The organism is Phaeobacter sp. JH20_26, assembly GCF_048056275.1.
Lineage (GTDB): Bacteria > Pseudomonadota > Alphaproteobacteria > Rhodobacterales > Rhodobacteraceae > Phaeobacter > Phaeobacter bryozoorum.
Genome location: NZ_JAYMWL010000013.1, coordinates 1,384,578 through 1,404,716, shown reverse-complemented (window position 1 = coordinate 1,404,716; position 20,139 = coordinate 1,384,578). Strand labels below are relative to the sequence as shown.

19 protein-coding genes and 1 riboswitch are annotated in these 20,139 nt (G+C 63.1%); of the genes, 13 read left to right on the top strand and 6 right to left on the bottom strand.

Features of this window, described 5'->3' with window-relative positions; all coding sequences use genetic code 11:
• Positions 1–486 carry an ureidoglycolate lyase gene (locus tag VWY60_RS12540; RefSeq protein ID WP_340546280.1) on the top strand — a complete coding sequence of 162 codons (486 nt, stop codon included), beginning with the start codon at positions 1–3 and terminating at the stop codon, positions 484–486.
• A 136-nt stretch (positions 487–622) separates the two neighbouring features.
• Entirely contained in the window at positions 623–2,050 is a 1,428-nt protein-coding gene (locus VWY60_RS12535) for a uracil-xanthine permease family protein (protein WP_340544553.1), read from the top strand.
• Between the two features lie 85 nt (positions 2,051–2,135).
• Here VWY60_RS12535 and VWY60_RS12530 read toward each other — a convergent pair whose 3' ends face one another.
• The 4 genes from VWY60_RS12530 to VWY60_RS12515 all read right to left on the bottom strand — a co-directional run bounded on the left by VWY60_RS12530 (position 2,136) and on the right by VWY60_RS12515 (position 5,589).
• Entirely contained in the window at positions 2,136–3,125 is a 990-nt protein-coding gene (locus VWY60_RS12530; protein WP_416536326.1) for a type I glyceraldehyde-3-phosphate dehydrogenase, read from the bottom strand.
• A 145-nt stretch (positions 3,126–3,270) separates the two neighbouring features.
• Positions 3,271–3,756, bottom strand: a complete 486-nt coding sequence (locus VWY60_RS12525) for a hypothetical protein (protein WP_416540624.1) — start codon at positions 3,754–3,756, stop codon at positions 3,271–3,273.
• Positions 3,757–3,873: 117 nt separating this feature from the next.
• Entirely contained in the window at positions 3,874–4,704 is an 831-nt protein-coding gene (locus VWY60_RS12520) for a bifunctional allantoicase/(S)-ureidoglycine aminohydrolase (protein ID WP_416540623.1), read from the bottom strand.
• A 114-nt stretch (positions 4,705–4,818) separates the two neighbouring features.
• Positions 4,819–5,589, bottom strand: a complete 771-nt coding sequence (locus VWY60_RS12515; RefSeq protein WP_340544559.1) for an IclR family transcriptional regulator — start codon at positions 5,587–5,589, stop codon at positions 4,819–4,821.
• A 406-nt stretch (positions 5,590–5,995) separates the two neighbouring features.
• On the opposite strand from VWY60_RS12515, the gene VWY60_RS12510 reads away from it, so the two are divergent.
• From VWY60_RS12510 to queF, 8 genes are all read left to right on the top strand, one after another.
• Positions 5,996–7,447, top strand: coding sequence for a glutamine synthetase family protein (locus tag VWY60_RS12510; RefSeq protein WP_416540622.1), 1,452 nt, complete (start codon positions 5,996–5,998; stop codon positions 7,445–7,447).
• Positions 7,448–7,670: 223 nt separating this feature from the next.
• Positions 7,671–7,751, top strand: a riboswitch (glycine riboswitch).
• A 295-nt stretch (positions 7,752–8,046) separates the two neighbouring features.
• Positions 8,047–8,409 (top strand): glycine cleavage system protein GcvH, encoded by a 363-nt coding sequence (gcvH, locus tag VWY60_RS12505; protein ID WP_340544561.1) that lies wholly within the window; start codon positions 8,047–8,049, stop codon positions 8,407–8,409.
• A gap of 142 nt (positions 8,410–8,551) precedes the next feature.
• On the top strand, positions 8,552–11,401 hold the full coding sequence (gcvP, locus tag VWY60_RS12500) for an aminomethyl-transferring glycine dehydrogenase (RefSeq protein ID WP_416540621.1): 2,850 nt from the start codon (positions 8,552–8,554) through the stop codon (positions 11,399–11,401).
• A gap of 143 nt (positions 11,402–11,544) precedes the next feature.
• A complete protein-coding gene (locus tag VWY60_RS12495) occupies positions 11,545–12,783 on the top strand; it encodes an acyl-CoA dehydrogenase family protein (protein WP_340544563.1) in 1,239 nt (412 codons plus the stop codon).
• Positions 12,784–13,058: 275 nt separating this feature from the next.
• A complete protein-coding gene (gene queC, locus VWY60_RS12490) occupies positions 13,059–13,757 on the top strand; it encodes a 7-cyano-7-deazaguanine synthase QueC (protein ID WP_416540620.1) in 699 nt (232 codons plus the stop codon).
• Entirely contained in the window at positions 13,757–14,110 is a 354-nt protein-coding gene (gene queD / locus VWY60_RS12485) for a 6-carboxytetrahydropterin synthase QueD (protein ID WP_416540619.1), read from the top strand. Before queC ends, queD begins: the two co-directional genes overlap by 1 nt.
• Entirely contained in the window at positions 14,107–14,814 is a 708-nt protein-coding gene (gene queE / locus VWY60_RS12480; RefSeq protein WP_416540804.1) for a 7-carboxy-7-deazaguanine synthase QueE, read from the top strand. The genes queD and queE overlap by 4 nt, the downstream gene beginning before the upstream one ends.
• A 26-nt stretch (positions 14,815–14,840) precedes the next feature.
• Entirely contained in the window at positions 14,841–15,305 is a 465-nt protein-coding gene (gene queF / locus VWY60_RS12475) for a preQ(1) synthase (protein WP_340544567.1), read from the top strand.
• 55 nt (positions 15,306–15,360) lie between these two features.
• Here queF and VWY60_RS12470 read toward each other — a convergent pair whose 3' ends face one another.
• Together VWY60_RS12470 and truA are read right to left on the bottom strand one after the other, a co-directional pair.
• The gene (locus tag VWY60_RS12470) at positions 15,361–16,032 is read right to left on the bottom strand and encodes a PAS domain-containing protein (RefSeq protein WP_416540618.1); all 672 of its coding nucleotides are present in this window, start codon (positions 16,030–16,032) and stop codon (positions 15,361–15,363) included.
• A gap of 174 nt (positions 16,033–16,206) precedes the next feature.
• Positions 16,207–16,980 (bottom strand): tRNA pseudouridine(38-40) synthase TruA, encoded by a 774-nt coding sequence (truA, locus tag VWY60_RS12465; RefSeq protein ID WP_416536332.1) that lies wholly within the window; start codon positions 16,978–16,980, stop codon positions 16,207–16,209.
• A 145-nt stretch (positions 16,981–17,125) separates the two neighbouring features.
• Here truA and VWY60_RS12460 point away from each other — a divergent pair, with 145 nt between their 5' ends.
• From VWY60_RS12460 to VWY60_RS12450, 3 genes are read left to right on the top strand one after another with little or no spacing between them, the layout of a single operon-like run.
• Complete coding sequence (locus VWY60_RS12460) at positions 17,126–18,541, top strand: YcjX family protein (protein WP_340544573.1); 1,416 nt, start codon at positions 17,126–17,128, stop codon at positions 18,539–18,541.
• Positions 18,538–19,068, top strand: coding sequence for a GNAT family N-acetyltransferase (locus VWY60_RS12455; RefSeq protein ID WP_416540616.1), 531 nt, complete (start codon positions 18,538–18,540; stop codon positions 19,066–19,068). The genes VWY60_RS12460 and VWY60_RS12455 overlap by 4 nt, the downstream gene beginning before the upstream one ends.
• On the top strand, positions 19,065–20,102 hold the full coding sequence (locus VWY60_RS12450; RefSeq protein WP_416540615.1) for a YcjF family protein: 1,038 nt from the start codon (positions 19,065–19,067) through the stop codon (positions 20,100–20,102). The genes VWY60_RS12455 and VWY60_RS12450 overlap by 4 nt, the downstream gene beginning before the upstream one ends.
• The last annotated feature ends 37 nt before the right edge of the window (positions 20,103–20,139 follow it).

Genomic DNA, 20,139 nt, shown 5'->3' with positions numbered 1-20,139 from the left:
ATGAAGATGCTTGAGATCCAGCCGATCACAGCCGAGGGCTTTGCCCCCTTTGGCGATCTGATCGACTGCACCGGAGCGCCGGACAAGATCATCAACCAGGGGCTCTGCGGACGGTATCACGATCGGGCCACCATGGAGTTCAGCGCCGGTCGTGCGGGTCTCAGCCTGTTCAACGCCGAGCCGCGTGAACTGCCGATGCCACTGCGGATGGTCGAGCGCCACCCGGACGGCAGTCAGGCCTTCATCCCGATGAGTGAAACCGGATTTCTGGTGATCGTCGCCCCGGATCGCGGTGGTGTGCCGGGACTGCCGCTTGCCTTTGAAACGCAACCCGGACAGGCGATCAACTTTCACCGGGGCACCTGGCACGGGGTGCTGACGCCCCTGACGGCGCCGGGCCTGTTTGCCGTGGTGGATCGGATCGGAGAGGGCGCCAATCTGGAAGAACACTGGTTTGAAAGCCCCTATCAGGTGATCCGACCCTGATCTGACAATCAAAGGCGCAGCGACCCAGCGGGTCTTGCGCCTTTTTCTTTCGCAACAGGCACTCCGCCAAATGAGAGTGTCATCACAACACCGACCAAGACCAACAGAATAAGCAACAACAGAGAGGACCAGATCCATGGCCGATGGCTCAATCGGAACGCCGGCGCAGCTGCGCGATCCCAATTACACTCCACCGCTGGCAAAGGCTGTGCCACTGGGCATCCAGCATGTGCTGGCCATGTTTGTCTCAAATGTCACCCCGGCGATCATCGTGGCCGGGGCGGCGGGATTTGGCTTTGGCTCTAATTCCCCCGATTTTCCCGAACTGCTCTATCTGATCCAGATGTCGATGCTGTTTGCCGGGGCGGCGACGCTGCTGCAGACACTGACCATCGGGCCGATTGGTGCGGCGCTGCCGATTGTGCAGGGCACCAGTTTTGCCTTCTTGCCGATCATGATCCCGCTGGTCGCGGGCAAGGGGGTTGATGCGCTGGCGGCGCTATTCGGCGGGGTGCTGATCGGCGGGCTGTTTCATGCCGCATTGGGGCTGGTGATCGGGCGTATCCGCTTTGCCCTGCCGCCGCTGGTCACCGGGCTGGTGGTCACGATGATCGGTCTGGCGCTGGTCAAGGTCGGCATTCAATATGCCGCCGGAGGCGTGCCAGCGATCGGGACACCGGAATATGGCTCGCTGCTGAACTGGTCGGCAGCGCTGGTGGTGATCATCGTCACCCTGGGTCTGAAGTTCTTTGCCCGCGGGATGCTGTCGATCTCGGCGGTGCTGCTCGGGCTGATTGTCGGCTATCTCTATGCGATGATGATGGGCATGGTGACGGTCGAGGCCATTGGCACCAGCTGGTCGCGCGCCAGCGCCTTTGCGCTGCCGATGCCGTTCAAATACGGGATCGAGTTTTCCTTTGCCGCGATTGTCGGTTTTTGCCTGATGGGGCTGGTATCGGCGGTTGAAACCGTGGGCGATGTCAGCGGTATCGCCCGTGGCGGTGCAGGCCGGGAAGCCACCGACAAGGAGATTTCCGGTGCCACCTATGCGGACGGTTTCGGCTCGGCGCTGGCGGGCGTGTTTGGCGGGTTGCCCAATACCTCCTTCAGCCAGAACGTGGGCCTGATCGCCATGACCGGCGTCATGAGCCGTCATGTGGTCACGATCGGCGCGCTGTTCCTGATCCTCTGCGGGCTGGTCCCGAAGGTTGGCGCGATCATCCGCACCATTCCGATTGAGGTGCTGGGAGGCGGTGTCATCGTCATGTTCGGCATGGTGGTGGCTGCTGGTATTTCGATGCTGTCGGATGTCGACTGGAACCGCCGCAATATGGTGATCTTTGCCATTTCCCTCTCCATCGGATTGGGGCTGCAGCTGGAACCGGGTGCGGTGCAGCACCTGCCGGATACGCTGCGGGTCCTGATGACCTCGGGCTTGCTGCCGGCGGCGCTCATTGCTGTTGTGCTCAATCTGGTGCTGCCGCAGGAGCTTGCCAGCGAGGCCACGGAAGAGGTCTCTGGCGGCCTGTCAGGACAGGGGCGCGGTAGCCTGCCGGGCGAGTAACCGCAGCTCTTGAGTGTGCAACGAACAGGGGCCGCAGCAGATATGCGCGGCCCCTTTGTTCATGGTCGCAGACAGTCGCCTCTTTTCAGCTCTGCCCTGCCATCAGCGCGGCCATATCCAACATCCGAGCGGAAAATCCCCATTCATTGTCATACCAGCCAAACACCCGCAGCTGGTGATTGCCGATCCGACGGGTTTCCGGCCCGGCAAGGACCAGCGATTCAGCTCGGGCACGCAGATCGGATGAGACCAGTGGCTGCTCGGTCCATCCCAGAACCTGCGAAGCCTCGATCGCAGTGCGCAGGGTGGTATCGGCGAAGTCTGCCGCCATCGGGTGGCTGGTCCTGACCACCAGATCCACCGCAGACACGCTGGCGGTTGGCACTCGCACCGCAGCACCACTGATGCGACCAGCCAGATGCGGCAGTACCTCGTCGATCAGATGGGTGGCAGAAGTCGTGGTCGGCACCATCGACAGCGCCCCGGCACGGGAGCGGGCAAAATCGCCGCGCGGTGCGTCCACCATCGGCTGCGAATTGGTGTAGCAGTGGATCGTGGTCATATGGGCGCTGTCGATACCCAGCAGCATGTCCAGCAGCTTGACCAGCGGGGCCAGCCCATTGGTGGTGCAAGAGGCATTGGAGATGATCGCGCCATCGCCCAGATCGGCCTCGTTTGCGCCCAGCACAATCGTGCGTTCGGCGGCGGGCGAGGGGCCGGAGATCAGCACCTTGCGCGCCCCGGCCGTCAGCCCCCGTCCCGCCACATCCGATGTTCGCGCGATGCCGGTGCATTCCAGCACCACATCGACGCCTGTGAGATCCAGCGTGCTGAGGTCGGCTGTCTGGTGGAACCGGATCACCCGGTCGGCAATCCGCAGGTTGTTGCCCTCGATCGCAACCGCATCGGGATAGGGGCCAAAGGTGCTATCGTATTGAAACAGATAGGCGCACATGTCCAAGGGTGCGATATCGTTGATGCAGACCAGCTCAATCCCGGCACCGCGCGGCGTCGTCAGGATCTGGCGCAGAATAGCGCGGCCGATGCGGCCGAATCCGTTGATTGCAAGTTTCATGGCCAAGCTATGACAGGGCGCGGCGCGCGGCTCAATCCGCTAGAGCGGCAATCCTGCTCCGGTTTCGGTCACAATTTCCCGCGCGGTGTTTCAAATCGACGCCTGTGCCGCGGGGCGGAGCCACGCGAACCACGGCGGAGTGCGCCTAGCGGCAGGCCAACTGTGCGAAATACGTCCCATTGATGGAGCGCACCATCGTCTCGACCCGGGCCCGGCACCCGGTTGCAGCGTGAAAGGCGCGCACGGCCTGCCGCGCTGTCAGAACCGCAGGCGGGCGGAACGGCTGTAGCTCCGCGTTCTGGCGCTGCGCCATGTAGCGTCCCGTCGCGCTGCCGGTGTTGCGACCTGTGTCTGTCACCTCCGGGGCCACATGCCAGCTGCGCCCCAGCACATTGACCACGGTCACCTGTGCCTCCGATTCGGTGCCAGCATCAGCCGGACCCGGCAGGGTGAGCAGCAACGGTCCCGTCACCACGGCAAAGGCGATGCCAGTCATCTTGCGGCCAGCGGCCCTGCGCGGGGCGGCAGCGACGGCGATGGTTGCCGGACGACCCGCACGGGTGCTCAGCACCGCCAGCAGGCTCATCAGCCCCAGCGCAAGACCTGTGAACACGATAGATATGATCGACATTGGCGCAGGCTCCATGGCTGACCTCGCGGGGCGAGATCGACCCGCGAGACTGTCTTGCAACATGTCACTTACCTTAGCGCAGCTGTGCGTTCTGGCAATGGCGATGCGCCGCCTTGGTTAGCGCGGCGGGCTTAGCGGCATGTGCCGGTTGACGTCCTTGTATAGCAGGTAACGGAAGCGTCCCGGTCCCCCGGCATAGCAGGCCTGCGGGCAGAAGGCGCGCAGCCACATGAAATCACCGGCCTCAACTTCGACCCAATCCTGGTTAAGGCGGTAGACGGCCTTGCCCTCCAGAACATAGAGCCCGTGTTCCATCACATGGGTCTCGGGGAAAGGGATGACGCCGCCCGGTTCAAAGGTCACGATAGTGACATGCATGTCATGCGACAGATCTGCCGGATCGACAAAACGGGTGGTGGCCCAGCGACCCTCGGTGTCGGGCATGACGCTGGGGGCGATGTCGCGCTCGTTGGTGACCAGAACTGCGGGTTTCTCGACGCCGGGCGCCGGTTCCCAGCGTTTGCGGATCCAGTGAAACCCTGCTGTGCTGTCGCTGCTGTTGTGCAGGGTCCAGGCCGCCCCGGCCGGGATATAGGCATAGCCGCCCGGTTCCAGGTGATGCGCGACGCCATCGACGGTCAGATCCAGCTTGCCCTCCGTCACGAACAGCACGGATTGCGCGGCGCTGTCATGTTCGGGGCTGTCGGAGCCGCCACCCGGTTGCAGCTCAACGATGTATTGCGAGAACGTCTCGGCAAAGCCACTCAGGGGGCGAGCGATGACCCACATCCGCATCCCCTGCCAGCCCGGCAGATATGAGGTGGTGATATCGCGCATTGTGCCCTTGGGGATGACGGCATAGGCATCGGTGAACATGGCGCGGTCGGTCAGCAGCTGCTCCTGACCGGGGTGGCCTCCCTTGGGGGTGAAATAACGCGGCGCGGTCATCGGCGATCCTTTCGTGATGGGTGCCGTATTTATGCGGGCTTGCCGATGGGGGTCCAAGAGGGGCGCTGCGGATAACATCCTTCGCGAAATTTTGAATATCGGATGCGGGCAGCGTTACAGATCTGCCAGCGCCTGGCTCTGGCGCAGCTCCGCCGCGCAGAGCTGCAACGCGCGCAGCGAGATTTCGGTGTCCTGTGCCGGGTTCATCCCCCGCGGGGACGAACTGCCAACCACGATAGGCCGTTGATCGGGGCGCGAGACCGGCACGGCGTAACCGATGATCCCGGTTTCGAACTCACTGTCGGTCACCGCATAGCCCCGCTGCCGCGCGGTGCGCACCCGGTCGAGGATTTGATCCACCTCGGTCAGGGATTGCTCGGTGTGGCGGGGGATATCCGCCGTCGCCAACGTTTCGGCAGCCGCGTCGTCCGACAGGCAGCCCATCAGCATCCGCCCCAGGCTGGTATGGACCAGCGGGATATGAGCGCCGGCGGTAAACCCATAGGTGACCGGTGCATGTTCGACCGTGGATTGCGCCAGCAGCAACACCCGCCCCTGATCCAGCGTCGCAAGCGTAATCTCAGCGCCAAGGCTGCGGGCATGACGGTTCAGCACCGGCTGCACCTTGCGGCCAAACTGATTGGCCTGAAGAAACCCGCCGGACAGCGCCAGCACCTGCGGCGTCAGCGACAGGACCCGGCCCTGCTGGCGCAGATACCCGGCCTGTACAAGCGTCAGCGCCCCGCGTCGCGCCGTGGCGCGATCCTGACCGGTGCGCCGTGCGATATCTGCCAGCGTCAGCGTCGGAGTAGCCGCGTCAAACGCCGCCAGAACAGCCAGCCCCTTGGCAAAGCTTGAGGAAATATTACGGTCTTGTTCACTCATCTTCTCATCCAAAAAATACTTGTCAGCGCGCCTGCTTGCACCGGGGGAGGGGATCAAATGGATCGTATCCCGGTAGCACCGACCGCAGATCGAACAAGGTACGGCCCGTGTCCGCATCGGTCTGAGACATCATCGGTGTTCTGTCGGTGCCCCTGCCTCCGTCACCCTGGGTTGTCTGTCAGTTCCAGTCTTCGGCCCTGCGCTGTGCCCTGCGTTCAATTCGCAGCTTTATGTGCCTCGCCTCTGATAAGAGACTGGACCTGAACTAGTTTTTTAGTTCAAGCTTAAATTATCCAGTTGCATAACAAAAACATTGCAAAGGGTGTGATATGGGGAAGACCGACGCAACGTCATGAGCGGCGGGGCACATATCGAAGGCGTGGACAGAAGAAGGTCAGATCACAAGATGACGACGTCACTCATCAAGGGGGCGCTTGCGCGCAAGGGGTTGCTGACAGAGCAGGCCTGTCACGCGGGCGAGGCGGTGCTGGCGCAATGCGAAGCCGCTCGCGTGGAAACCGTGCGCGTCCTCTTTGCCGATCAACACGGCATTCTGCGGGGTAAGACGCTGGTCGCCGCCGGTCTGAGGTCGCTGTTTGAGCAGGGAATCGCGGTGCCGTCGACACTGTTGCTGAAGGATACCGCCCATCGCACCGCCTTCCCGGTGTGGAGCGAAAACCCCGAGGAGGTTGTGACGCCGATGCAGGGCGCCAGCGATGTGCTGCTGGTGCCGCGCCCGGAGACCTTTCGCGTGCTGCCATGGTCCCCACATTCGGCCTGGATCTTCTGTCATGTCGCGTTCCACGATGGCGACGTCGTCCCCTTCGGATCGGCCTATGTGCTGGAACGGGCGGTGGAGACATTGGCAGAACAGGGTCTGAAGACCGTGGTCGGGCTGGAGGTCGAATTCCAGATCTTCGAACGTGTGGACCCGGCGCTGGGCCATGCGCAGCAGGGGATGCCCGGGGCTCCGATCGAAACCCGGAACCTCATTCAGGGCTACCAGTATCTCACCGAAACCCGCTACGGCGAGGCCGAGGCGATTCTGGACAGGTTGCGACGCAATGCGCAGGCGCTTGGCCTGCCGGTGCGCACTGTCGAGATCGAGATGGGTCCGAGCCAGTTCGAGTTCACCTTCGATCCGGCCGATCCGATGACGCAGGCGGATGCGATGGTGATGTTCCGCACCATGGTCAAGGAAGTCTGTGCCGCTCAGGGATTACACGCCAGTTTCATGGCCAAGCCGCGGCAGGATCACGCGATGGCCAATGGCTGGCACATCCATCAGTCGCTGATAGATCCCAGCACCGGGCGCAATCTGTTCATGCCCGAGGTTGAGGGCGAGCTGACGGAAGAGGCCAGTGGCTGGATCGCCGGGCTGCTCGCCCATGCCGAGGCGGCCTCGCTGCTGGTTGCCCCTACGGTCAATAGCTACAAAAGGTATCTGCCATACCAGCTGGCGCCCAACCGGATACAATGGGGAGAGGACAATCGCGGCGCCATGCTGCGCGGCCTGATGCGCCCCGGCGATCTCTCCAGCCGGATCGAGAATCGCGCGCCCGACAGCAGTGCCAATCCTTATTTCGCGCTGGCCGCGCAGATCATCGCGGGCAGCGAGGGGCTGGCCTCCGGGCGACGCGCGCCGCCGCCCACGGCATCGCCCTATTCCGACGACGCGCAAAAGCTGCCGCGCTCGCTTGGACAGGCGTTGCAGGCCTTCAGCGGATCCGACCTGTTTCGCGTCGCTCTGGGGGGCGATGTGGTCGACTATCTCGCCCATCTGAAAGAGGTCGAGTGGTCCCGCTACCTCGATACGGTCAGCGAATGGGAGCAGGCTGAATACTTTAACCTTTACTGATGTTTGACCGGTTCCGGCAGGGCCGTTGCGCGGTCGGCCGGCGGTGCCTGATTGCGGCGGTTCAAATGCGTTCGAGACCGCGATTGCAGCTTGAACGAGACATCCGTTATTGGTACCGTATACAGGCGTATGCGGGAGAACCATTGCAGCAGGAATTTCCTGCCGACACTGGTGCCGAAGGAGCAACCGCCCCGGAAACTCTCAGGCCAAAGGGACCGTAAACGTGACGTACTCTGGAGAGACCCTGACCACACCAGGGCGCCGAAGGGATAACGATCTCAGGCAAAGGGACAGAGGGGGCATCACATTGCGCAGGTTCTGCCTGCGTGACGATTGGATGCCGGGACCATGCCATCATTCCTGATCGGACCGGCCCTGAACTCATGGGATGGATCGGCATGACTGCTGAGACCAGGCAAATAGGAACGATACCGGCGCCAGTCGGGCTGGCCGGGGCAGTTCCCTGCGGGCGGTGCTTGGCTCCGGCGGCTCGTGCCATGCCCGTGATGCCGCAGATTTTGACACCCAAACCGCAGCCGTCCACCAGGGCGCGCTGCCATAAGCGCTGAGATCGGCGCGATCTCCAAAGGAAGAGACTGATGAAATACACCGAAGAACACGAATGGCTGCTGGCTGAGAGCGATGATCTGATCACGGTGGGCATCACAACCCACGCGGCAGAGCAGCTGGGCGATGTGGTCTTTGTGGAACTGCCCGAGGTCGGCACCGAAGTCTCCAAGGATGATGAAATCGTGGTCATCGAATCCGTAAAGGCAGCCTCCGATATCCTGGCGCCGCTGGACGGCGAGATCGTCGAGGTGAACGACGCCCTGATCGACAACCCCGGCAAGATCAACGAAGATCCTCAGGGCGACGCCTGGTTCTTCAAGATCAAGCCGTCCGATCTGTCCCCGATGGACGATTACATGGATGAAGCCGGCTACAAGGACTTCATCGGCTGATCCTTTCACCCCGCCTGCGCCCTTCCGCGCGGCGGGGTTTTTTGATCGCTGTTCCCGCACCTATCGCGGTGCCAATCCGCACCACCGGGCCAGCCCGCAGCATTCCGCTGCCTTAACCTCCTGTTGCTGAAGAGGGCGACACATGTCTTTTGAACCCACGGACTATCTGCCGTATGACTTTGCCAACCGCCGCCATATCGGCCCGTCTCCCGAAGAGATGGACGACATGCTTGCCGTGGTTGGCGCCGAGAGCCTGGATGCGCTGATTGACGAAACGGTGCCTGCCACCATCCGTCAGGCCGCCGCGCTGGAGTTTGGCCGTCCTCTGTCGGAACGCGAGCTGCTGCATCACATGCGTGAGGTCGCAGGCAAGAACGTTCTGAAAACCTCGCTGATCGGGCAGGGCTACCACGGCACCGTGACCCCACCCGCCATTCAGCGCAATATTCTGGAAAACCCGGCCTGGTACACCGCCTACACGCCCTATCAGCCCGAAATCTCGCAGGGCCGTCTTGAGGCGCTGTTGAACTTCCAGACCATGATCTCGGATCTGACCGGTCTGGAAATCGCCAATGCCTCGCTTCTGGACGAGGCCACAGCCTGCGCTGAGGCAATGACCGTCGCGCAGCGGGTCGCCAAATCGAAGGCCAAGGCGTTTTTTGTCGACCGCGATTGTCACCCGCAGAACATTGCCGTGATCCAGACCCGCGCCGAGCCGCTGGGGATCGAGGTCATCGTCGGCAACCCCGACAAGCTGGAGGCGGATAAGGTCTTTGGCGCGCTGTTCCAATACCCCGGCACCTACGGTCATGTGCGCGATTTCACCGACCACATCGCGCAGCTGCACGCGCATAAGGCCATCGGCATCGTTGCAGCCGACCCGCTGTCGCTGACCCTGCTGAAAGAGCCGGGCGCCATGGGTGCCGATATCGCTGTCGGCTCGACCCAGCGCTTTGGCGTGCCGGTGGGCGCAGGCGGTCCGCATGCGGCCTATATGGCGACCAAGGATGCTTACAAACGCTCGATCCCCGGCCGGATTGTCGGCGTCTCGGTCGATGCGCATGGCAACCGCGCCTATCGCCTGTCGCTACAGACCCGTGAACAGCACATCCGCCGCGAAAAGGCGACCTCCAACGTCTGTACTGCACAGGCTCTGCTGGCGGTGATGGCGTCGATGTACGCGGTCTTCCACGGCCCCAAGGGGCTGAAAGCCATCGCGCAGCGCATCCATCGTAAGACCGTGCGTCTGGCCCGTGGGCTGGAAGGGGCAGGGTTCAGCGTTGATCCCCGATCCTTCTTCGACACGATCACCGTTGATGTGGGGCCGCTGCAATCGGCGGTGCTGAAATCGGCGGTGGACGAGGGGCTGAACCTGCGCCGCGTTGGCGAAACCCGCGTTGGTATCACATTGGATGAGGTCACCCGTTCTGAGACCATCGAAGCGGTCTGGCGCGCCTTTGGCATTCGCCGCAAGGACGAAGACTTCACCCATGAATACCGCGTGCCGGAAAACATGCACCGCACGTCTGACTATCTGACGCATCCGATCTTCCACATGAACCGGGCCGAAACCGAGATGATGCGCTACATGCGCCGCCTCGCGGATCGTGATCTGGCGCTGGACCGGGCGATGATCCCGCTTGGCTCCTGCACGATGAAGCTCAATGCCGCCGCCGAGATGATGCCGCTCAGCTGGCCGGAGTTCGCCAATATCCACCCCTTTGCCCCTGCCGATCAGATGCAGGGCTATGCAGAGATGGTCAGCGATCTGTCCGAGAAACTGTGCCAGATCACCGGCTATGATGCGATCTCCATGCAGCCTAACTCTGGCGCGCAGGGGGAATACGCGGGCCTTCTGTCCATTGCGGCCTATCACCGTGCCAACGGTCAGGGCCACCGCAACATCTGTCTGATCCCGATGTCGGCCCATGGCACCAACCCGGCCTCGGCCCAGATGGTGGGGTGGAAGGTTGTCGTGGTGAAATCCGCAGAAAACGGCGATATCGACCTCGAGGATTTCCGCGAAAAGGCGGAGAAACACGCCGAAAACCTTGCAGGCTGCATGATCACCTACCCCTCGACCCACGGCGTGTTCGAGGAAACCGTGCATGAGGTCTGCAAAATTACCCATGATCACGGCGGTCAGGTCTATATCGACGGTGCCAATATGAACGCCATGGTGGGCCTGTCCCGTCCCGGCGATCTGGGCGGCGATGTGAGCCACCTGAACCTGCACAAGACCTTTGCCATTCCCCACGGTGGTGGTGGCCCCGGCATGGGACCGATTGGCGTGAAGGCGCATCTGCAACCGCATCTGCCCGGCCACCCGGAAACCGGCGGTCAGGAAGGGCCGGTCTCGGCTGCGCCTTTCGGGTCGGCCTCTATCCTGACCATCAGCTGGGCCTATTGCCTGATGATGGGTGGTGCGGGCCTGACGCAGGCGACAAAGGTGGCGATCCTCAACGCCAACTACATCGCCAAACGTCTCGAAGGCGCCTATGACGTACTCTACAAGGGGCCGACAGGCCGCGTTGCGCATGAGTGTATTCTGGACACCCGCCCGTTTGAGGCCAGCGCGAACGTGACCGTGGACGATGTGGCCAAGCGACTGATCGACAGCGGTTTCCACGCACCAACAATGTCCTGGCCCGTCGCGGGCACCCTGATGGTGGAGCCGACAGAATCCGAGACCAAGGCCGAGCTGGACCGCTTCTGCGAGGCCATGCTGTCGATCCGCGAGGAAATCCGCGCGATTGAGGCAGGCGAAATGGATGCGGAGAATAACGCATTGAAAAACGCGCCTCACACGATGGAAGATCTCGTTAAGGACTGGGATCGCCCCTATTCCCGCGAACAGGGCTGCTTCCCTCCGGGCGCGTTCCGGGTCGACAAATACTGGCCGCCGGTCAACCGCGTCGACAATGCTTACGGTGACCGCCATCTGGTCTGCACCTGCCCACCGATGGAAGACTACGCCGAGGCGGCAGAGTAACCACTTGCGAAACGGGCCCTTCGGGGCCCGTTTTTCTGTCCTGCGATGCCTATCCATCTGTGACGTCCCGTCACGCGGCTGGACAGCGGCACAACCCCCGCGCCATGCTGCCGCCAAGGGAAACAACACAAAGAGGCGCCGGGATGGACATGAACTTGGGTATGCGCAGCGAAAACCGCGCGCTTCTGGATCGGGTGGCGGCGATGATCCGCGACGAGATCATGCCGATGGAGGCCGAGTATCATGCCGAGATCGGCAAGGGGGATCGCTGGCAATACACCGATCGGCAGGCCGAAATCCTCGAAGGCCTGAAAGCCAAGGCCAAGGCCGACGGCCTGTGGAATTTCTGGCTCACCGACAGTGACAAGGGCTTTGGCCTCTCGACCGTCGAATATGCTTACTTTGCTGAGGAAATGGGAAAAACCCCGCTGGGGGCAGAGGTGTTCAACTGCTCCGCGCCCGACACCGGCAATATGGAAGTGTTTGAGCGCTACGGCACCGAGGCGATGAAACAGCAATGGCTGGCGCCGCTCCTTCAGGGCGAGATCCGCTCGGCCTATCTGATGACAGAGCCGGATGTCGCCAGCTCGGACGCCACCAATATTGCCATGTCCTGCCTGCGCGACGGCGATGACTATGTGCTGAACGGCGAAAAATGGTGGGCCTCAGGGGCAGGGGATCCGCGCTGCAAGGTCTATATCGTCATGGTGCGCACCGGCGGCGACGAGCTGCCCAAACACAAGCGCCAGTCGATGATCGTGGTGCCTGCGGATGCACCGGGGATCGAGGTGCTGCGCCCGATGGAGGTCTACGGTCACGATGACGCCCCCCACGGCCATATGCATATCCGCTTCTCAGACGTGCGTGTGCCTGCTGAAAACATGCTGCTGGGCGAGGGGCGCGGATTTGAAATCGCGCAGGGCCGTCTTGGGCCGGGGCGCATTCACCATTGTATGCGCGCCATCGGCCAGGCCGAAAGCGCGCTGGAACAGCTCTGCCGCCGCTCGCTGCGCCGCGAGGCCTTTGGCAAGCCGCTGGCCCAGCTTGGCGCCAACTACGATATCATCGCCGAATGCCGGATGGAGATCGAAATGGCCCGGCTCCTCTGTCTCAAGGCGGCATGGTACATGGATCAGGGCGATGCACGCGCCGCAGCACCCTGGATCAGCCAGATCAAGGTGGTTGCCCCCCGTGTCGCGTTGAAGGTGATCGACGAGGCGGTGCAGATGCACGGAGGGCAGGGCATCAGCCAGGACACGCCGCTGGCGCAGGCCTGGACCCATGTGCGCACCCTGCGCCTCGCCGATGGGCCGGATGCGGTGCACCGCAGGCAGGTCGCCCGCGCCGAGCTGAAAGCCTACAGTCAGGAGAATCTGGGTTAACGCTTGCCCCCCAATCCGGGCTGAGCGGCGAGGCTCCGACCGAAAAAAATAGGCCTCCAGAAATAGTCAGGCGCGCTCCCGGTGGAGGGCGCCTTTCTCATGTTAAGCCCAATGCGTTGAAAGAATGAGATTTCACCGCGTGAACCGGTCAGATCATCGGCTGATCTGACGTAGCGGAAAAATACTGTGGATATCTTGCCGTAGTTAACGGCAGTCGCTATACGCACGCCTTTCCGGTCGCAGCCTACCCGGATATCAAAACAAGGACTGAAAACTTGAAAACACTTGTCATCTGCTCGGGCGGATTGGATTCGGTATCCCTCGCCCATGTACTCGCTGCCAAAGGGCAGCTGTCGCGCCTTGTCTCGTTCGACTACGGACAGCGCCACCGCAAGGAACTCGACTATGCTGCCGCCTGCGCAGAGCGGCTCGGGGTTCCCCACGAGATCATTGATATGCGTTCCATCGGCGCGGCACTCAGCGGCTCTGCCCTGACGGACGATATTGATGTGCCGGACGGACACTACGCCGAAGAGACCATGAAGGTTACGGTGGTGCCCAACCGCAATGCCATCATGCTAACCATTGCCTACGGGATTGCCGCCGCCAAGGGCGACACGGCTGTGGCAACGGCGGTGCATGGCGGCGATCACTTCATTTACCCGGACTGCCGCCCGGCCTTCACCGAGGCTTTTGACGCGATGCAGCGCATGGCGCTGGACGGCTATGCAGATGTGGCGCTGGTGACACCGTTCGTGCATCGCTCCAAAGGCGACATCGTCACCGCAGGTGCGGCGGTGAACACGCCCTTTGCCGAGACCTGGTCCTGCTACAAGGGTGGCGAACATCATTGCGGGCGCTGCGGCACCTGCGTTGAACGCCGTGAGGCCTTCGATCTGGCAGGCGTTGAGGATCCGACAGTCTACGCGGACCCCGATTTCTGGCGCACAGCCATCAAGGAAGGGGCCGCCTGATGTTCCGCATTACCAAGGAGTTCCACTTCTCCGCTTCACATCAGCTGACCCATCTGCCAGCCGATCACCAATGCGCGCGGCTGCATGGGCATAATTACATCGTCGTGGTCGAACTGGTCGGCGCCAAGCTGAACAGCGACGGTTTTGTCCGCGATTATCACGAGCTGGCACCGCTGAAGAATTACATCGACGGCAGCTTTGATCATCGCCATCTGAACGATGTGATGGACGGCCCCTCGACCGCCGAGAACATGGCCCGTCATTTCTACGAATGGTGTGTCGCGCGCTGGCCCGAAACCGCTGCGGTGCGGGTATCGGAGACGCCGAAAACATGGGCCGAGTACCGACCATGAGCCTGCGCATTGCCGAAATCTTCGGACCCACGATCCAGGGAGAAGGCGCCCTGATCGGGGAGCCAACCGTCTTTGTCCGCACTGGCGGCTGCGATTACCGATGCAGCTGGTGCGACAGCCTTCACGCGGTTGACAGCAAATTCCGCGAGACCTGGATCCCGATGACCACCAGCGATGTCTGGGCAGAGGTCAGGCAGCTCAGCGGCGGCCAGCCGCTGACCGTCTCGCTCTCGGGTGGCAACCCGGCCATTCAGGACTTTGCCGAGCTGATCGCACGGGGAAAGGCCGAGGGCTATCGCTTTGCCTGCGAGACGCAGGGCTCGATCAACCAGCCCTGGTTTGCCCAGCTTGACACGCTGGTGCTCAGCCCGAAACCACCCTCCAGCGGCCATAAGGTGGATTGGCAGAAATTTGACCACTGCCTTCAGGCTGCAAAGGGGTGCGGGCAAACCGTGGTGAAGATCGTGATCTTCGACGACCGGGATTATGACTGGGCGCGGGCCGTTGCAAAACGCCTGCCGGACCTGCCGCTCTACCTGCAACCCGGCAACCCGGAGGTGGACCCGGATAAACCGGTGGACCTGACCGCCGCCACAGAACGTCTGCAATGGCTGATTGAAAAGGTAACCGGAGACCGCTGGTTTACCCCCCGTGTGCTGCCACAGCTTCATGTGCTGGTCTGGGGCAACAAACGCGGTGTCTAGGCCGAGAGACCTGAGGAGAAAAGAAGATGAGTGACGATATCTACAAGGATCTGAAACAGCTGGGCGGCGCGACCGTAATGCCCAGCAACCCCGATGAAGCAGAGCTGGAGCGGGTGCAGAACCCGCAGGCCGACGTCGCCTACAACGTGCGCTTCACCGCGCCGGAGTTCACATCACTCTGCCCGATGACCGGCCAGCCCGATTTTGCCCATCTGGTCATCGACTACGTGCCGGGCAAATGGCTGGTCGAGAGCAAATCGCTCAAGCTGTTTCTGGGGTCCTTCCGCAACCACGGCGCCTTCCACGAAGATTGCACCGTGTCCATTGCGCGTCGGCTGGCCGATTACCTTGAGCCGCAGTGGCTGCGGATCGGCGGCTATTGGTACCCGCGTGGCGGCATTCCGATTGATGTCTTCTGGCAGACCGGACCGCTGCCGGAGGGAGTCTGGATCCCGGATCAGGGCGTGCCGCCCTATCGCGGTCGCGGCTGAAAACGTCGCTCTGGCCGTCAGCCGACGGCCTGATCACTGAATGCGGGCCGGGTCGTCAGGCCTGGCTCGCCCGTGGTCCCAGCAACGGATCGCGGGCCATGGCGGCGGCATCGACATCCTGCGGTTCCGCTCCCAGAAGATTGCCGCGACGGCGATTGAAGTAGAGATCAATCCGGCTGTAGAGCGTGTTGCGGCGCATCTCCAGACAGCGCATCAGCGCCTTGCGGGCATAGTCCAGCAGCTCATCTTTCTGATCCTGAAGGCCAATCACTTCCTCGGCCCGGTTCGATCCGCGATCAGCGGCTCTCTCTGCCTCAGCTTGCGGCGCGCCAGCATCCTCGCGGTTGGCCGTCGGCGGCGGTGATGATGACAGCTGCGGCGACAGCGGAAAGTGACAGCCCAGCAGGACCACATTGCCCGGTGAAACGGTGATCGGGTCGATATAGGTCAGACACTCAAAGGGCTCGCCCTCGGCATTGTAATTCCACAGCGTTTGCGACCCGCGTCTGCACATATCGCGGGCGTGTTTCAGCTGGCTCACCGAACGTTCCTGAACCGCAGGGCCCTGGAACAGCGGACACGGCCGGTCGATCACATCCTGCGCCCGGTAACCCGTTGCCTGTTCAAAGGCCCGGTTGACGAAAACCAGCTCCAGCTCCTCGGCTTCGGGATCGATCAGCGACAGCGGCAACGTGGAATGCCGCAGCAAAGTACCAAGAAGTTCCATCTCTTTTTCCACGTCATCACCCACCGATTAAGCATATGATCTGTGACGAAACGCGTAACCGAACGGTTGGTTCCCGTAGGGCGCCAAAAAAAACTGAAAAAAATACGCCGCCCTCCGCAACAGCGGATTGCCGCTGCCGTGAAAGGTGATTTCTGAAACTATTACAGCAGTTTGTCAGGTTGCGGAGAAGGGGTCGTCAGGATATCCGACCCGCGCAAGATAGAGCCCATGCCCCGGGCAGACCGGTCCACAGGCGGCCCTGTCCGTCGCCTCAAGCGCAGATTTCACATCCTCAGGCGACCAGGCTCCGGCGCCGACCCGCTCCAGCGTGCCGACAAAACTGCGCACCTGATTGTGCAGGAACGACCGCGCCCGCACATGGAAATGGATCTCCGGCCCCGAAAAGCCCTGAACCCGCTCGACGCGCAGCTCGTCCAGCGTCTTGAGCGGGCTGGCCGCCTGGCAGATCGAGGAGCGAAACGTGGTGAAATCATGCTGGCCGATCAGATGGTGCGCGGCCTCCTGCATGGCGTCTGCATCCAGATCATGGCTCAGCTGCCAGACCTGTCCGGCGTCATGGGTGGCAGGCGCGCGGCGGATCAGGATGCGGAACAGATACTGCCGCTCAATGGCCGAGAACCGCGCGTGCCAATCATCGTCCACACGGGCGCAATCCACAATCGCCACTGGCGCAGGCTTCAGATGGTAATTCAGCGCCTCGGACAGGCGGAAGGGATCCCAGTCCTTTTCCATGTCGCAATGGGCCACCTGACCCAGACCATGCACCCCGGTATCGGTGCGGCCTGCTGCGGCAATGGTATGGGGGCCGGGTTCGAGCCGCGCAAGCGCATCCTCGATCGCCCCCTGAACCGAGGGCTGATCCTTCTGGCGCTGCCACCCGGCAAAGGGTGCGCCGTGATATTCGACTTTCAAAGCAAAACGCGGCATGAGCGGGCAAGTAACGCGGCAATCGCGGCGGCACAAGTCCCGGATGGCGGCCTGCCGGGGTGGTATCATACCCGGTCAGCCCTTATCTTGATCAAATCGAACAAGGATCCGACCCCGCAAAGGGTCGGCAAGACGGGGCAAACCTTTGGGATTATCATCACTGGCAGACGGGGTCTTGCGCAGCGTCGAAGGGGCGGGCGCCGCCCTTTCGGAGAGCCTGTTTGAACCGTCGATCCGCCTTGGCGTCACGGGTCTTGCCCGCGCCGGCAAGACCGTGTTCATCACCTCACTGGTGGCCAACCTGATGAACCGGGGGCGGATGGTGCAGCTCTCGGCGGTGCGCGAAGGGCGGGTCGAGACGGCGTTTCTGCAACCCCAGCCCGATGACACCGTGCCCCGATTTGACTACGAAAACCATCTTGGCGCCCTGACCGGGCCGCGCCCCTTCTGGCCCGACAGCACGCGGGCCGTCTCTGAACTGCGCCTCAGTCTGAAGGTGCAGCCAAACGGTCTGCTGTCGGGCTTTCAGGGACCACGCACCCTGCATCTGGACATCGTCGATTATCCCGGTGAATGGCTCCTGGATCTGGCGCTGCTGGACAAGACATACGCCCAGTGGTGCGATGAGGTGCTGACCCGCATCCGCAGTCGGTCGCAGGCGGCGGCGTTTCTGGATCTGGCGCAGAAGGTTGACGCCACAGCCCCCCATGACGAACCGCTGGCGCAGGATCTGGCCGCGGCCTTTGCCGCCTATCTGCAGGCGGCCCGTGCCGCCGGCTACTATGACTGCACACCGGGGCGCTTCCTGTTGCCGGGGGATCTGGCCGGGTCGCCGGTGCTGACCTTCGCGCCGGTCCCGCTTTGCGATAGCGCCCCGCGCCGGTCGCTTCACCGCGAGATGGAACGCCGGTTTGAGGCCTATAAGTCAAAGGTCGTGAAACCCTTCTTCCGCGATCATTTCGCCCGCATCGACCGGCAGGTGGTGCTGGTCGATGCCCTCAGCGCCATCCATTCCGGCCCCCGCGCGGTGGAGGATCTGCGCCACGCGATGACTGATATCCTTGCCGCCTTCCGTCCCGGTCGCAACGGGTTTCTGCGCCAGATCCTGCGCGGCAAGCGGGTGGAAAAGATCCTGTTCGCGGCGACCAAGGCCGATCACCTGCATCACCAGCAGCACCCGCAGCTGACCGCCATCATCGAGGCGCTGACCCGCGATGCCCGCGACCGGGCCCGCTTCGCCGGGGCCGAGACGGCGGCGCTGTCGCTTGCCGCCCTGCGCGCCACGACGGAGGAGCTGCGCCATCACAACGGGATCGAGCTGCCCTGCGTGCGTGGCACGCTTCTGGACAGCGGCAAGCCTGCGGCCTTTTATCCCGGCGCATTGCCGCAGGATCCCTCGCATCTGCTGACCCCGGCCCGGCAGGGCGCCGAGACCTGGCTCGACGGCGATTATCAGGCCATGGCCTTCGCCCCGGCTCCGCTCACCCTGCGTCCGGGCGACGGCCCACCTCACATCCGCCTCGACCGGGCGGCAGAATTCCTGATCGGAGACCGCCTTTGACCTGTGTCGCACAGTCTGATCCACCGCCCGCGCTGCGCCCGGCCCGCAGCACCGACGCAGGCAAGATTGCCGAAATCCTGCACGGGTTCGAAGTCGACACGCCATGGATGCCCAAACGCCATACCGGTGCCGAGGCGATTGGCTTCTGCGGGATCATGATTGATCGCGGCTGGGTCACCGTGGTGCAGATCGGCGGCCGGATCGAAGGCTTTCTGGCGCGGGACGGCGCCACGATCTGTGCGCTCTACATCCGGCAGCGTGCACGCGGGCAGGGGCTGGGACGCCTGCTGCTGGACTATGCCAAATCGGTGCAGTCGCCGCTTCAGCTCTGGACCCATCAGGCCAATGAGGGGGCGCAGCGGTTCTACCGGCGCGAAGGCTTCGGGGAGCAGTCGCGCAGCGATGGGGCCACCAATGATGAGCGCCTGCCGGATATCCAGTATCTCTGGCCGACGCCGCAGCCCGCCGCTGGTCCCCGACCGGCAGCGCAGGCCCGGCCGTCCGCCACATCAAAGGACAGAGCATGACCCGCAAGGACGCCGTTCTTTTTGATCTCTCCGACAGCGCCACGGCAGATGCCGCACCGGATGTGGCCGCCGCACCACCGGTGCCCGATCTGGATGGCGCCAGCAGCAACCTGCCACAGCCCGCGCTGGCACAGGCGGCGGAGCTGGCCAGCCGTCGCCCCTCCCGGCTGGCGCGCTGGTTCTGGGCCTGTCTGACGGCCCTCATAGGTGCCGTCATCTCGGTCGCGGCCTGGGATTTCACCACCGGGCTGATTGAGCGCCTGCCGCTTCTGGGATGGGCCATCAGCGCAGGCTTTGCTATCGCCCTGCTGCTGGCGCTACTGATGGGTCTGCGCGAACTGGCCGCGCTGTCGCGCCTGCGCCGGGTCGAAAGCCTGCGCGCTGCGCAGCCCCTGCTGGCGGCGGATGCCCGGACCGCTGATGCCACCGCCGATCTCAAGGCTGCGCGCAGCTATGTCTCCGGGCTGGAACGGTTCTATCGCGGCCGCAAGGATCTCGCCTGGGGGCTGGCCCGGCTTAGCGAGCGCAAGGCCGATATCATGGATGCCGACGCGCTGCTGCAACTGGCCGAGGCGGAGCTGCTGGCGCCGCTGGATGCCCGCGCCCTGCGCGTAGTCGAAGGTGGCGCACGTCAGGTCGCCACGGTCACCGCACTGGTGCCGCTGGCGCTGGCCGATGTGGTGACCGCGCTTGTGACCTCATTGCGGATGATCCGCCGCATTGCCGATATCTACGGCGGGCGGTCCGGTTTTCTCGGCTCCTGGCGGCTCACCCGCGCCGTGCTGTCCCATCTGGTCGCCACCGGCGCCGTCGCCGTTGGCGATGACCTGCTGGAGCCGGTGCTGGGCGGATCGTTGTTGTCGAAACTCTCGCGCCGCTTTGGCGAAGGGCTGGTGAACGGCGCGCTCTCCGCCCGCGTCGGCATCGCCGCGATGGAGGTCTGCCGCCCGATGGCCTTCTCAAAGGCGCAGAAGCCAAGCACCCGCAAGGTCATCCAGCGCGCCCTGACCGGCCTGTTCTCCAAGGATCAATAGGCAGGCCTGAGGCTCATGCGCAGCATGAGCCACGCCC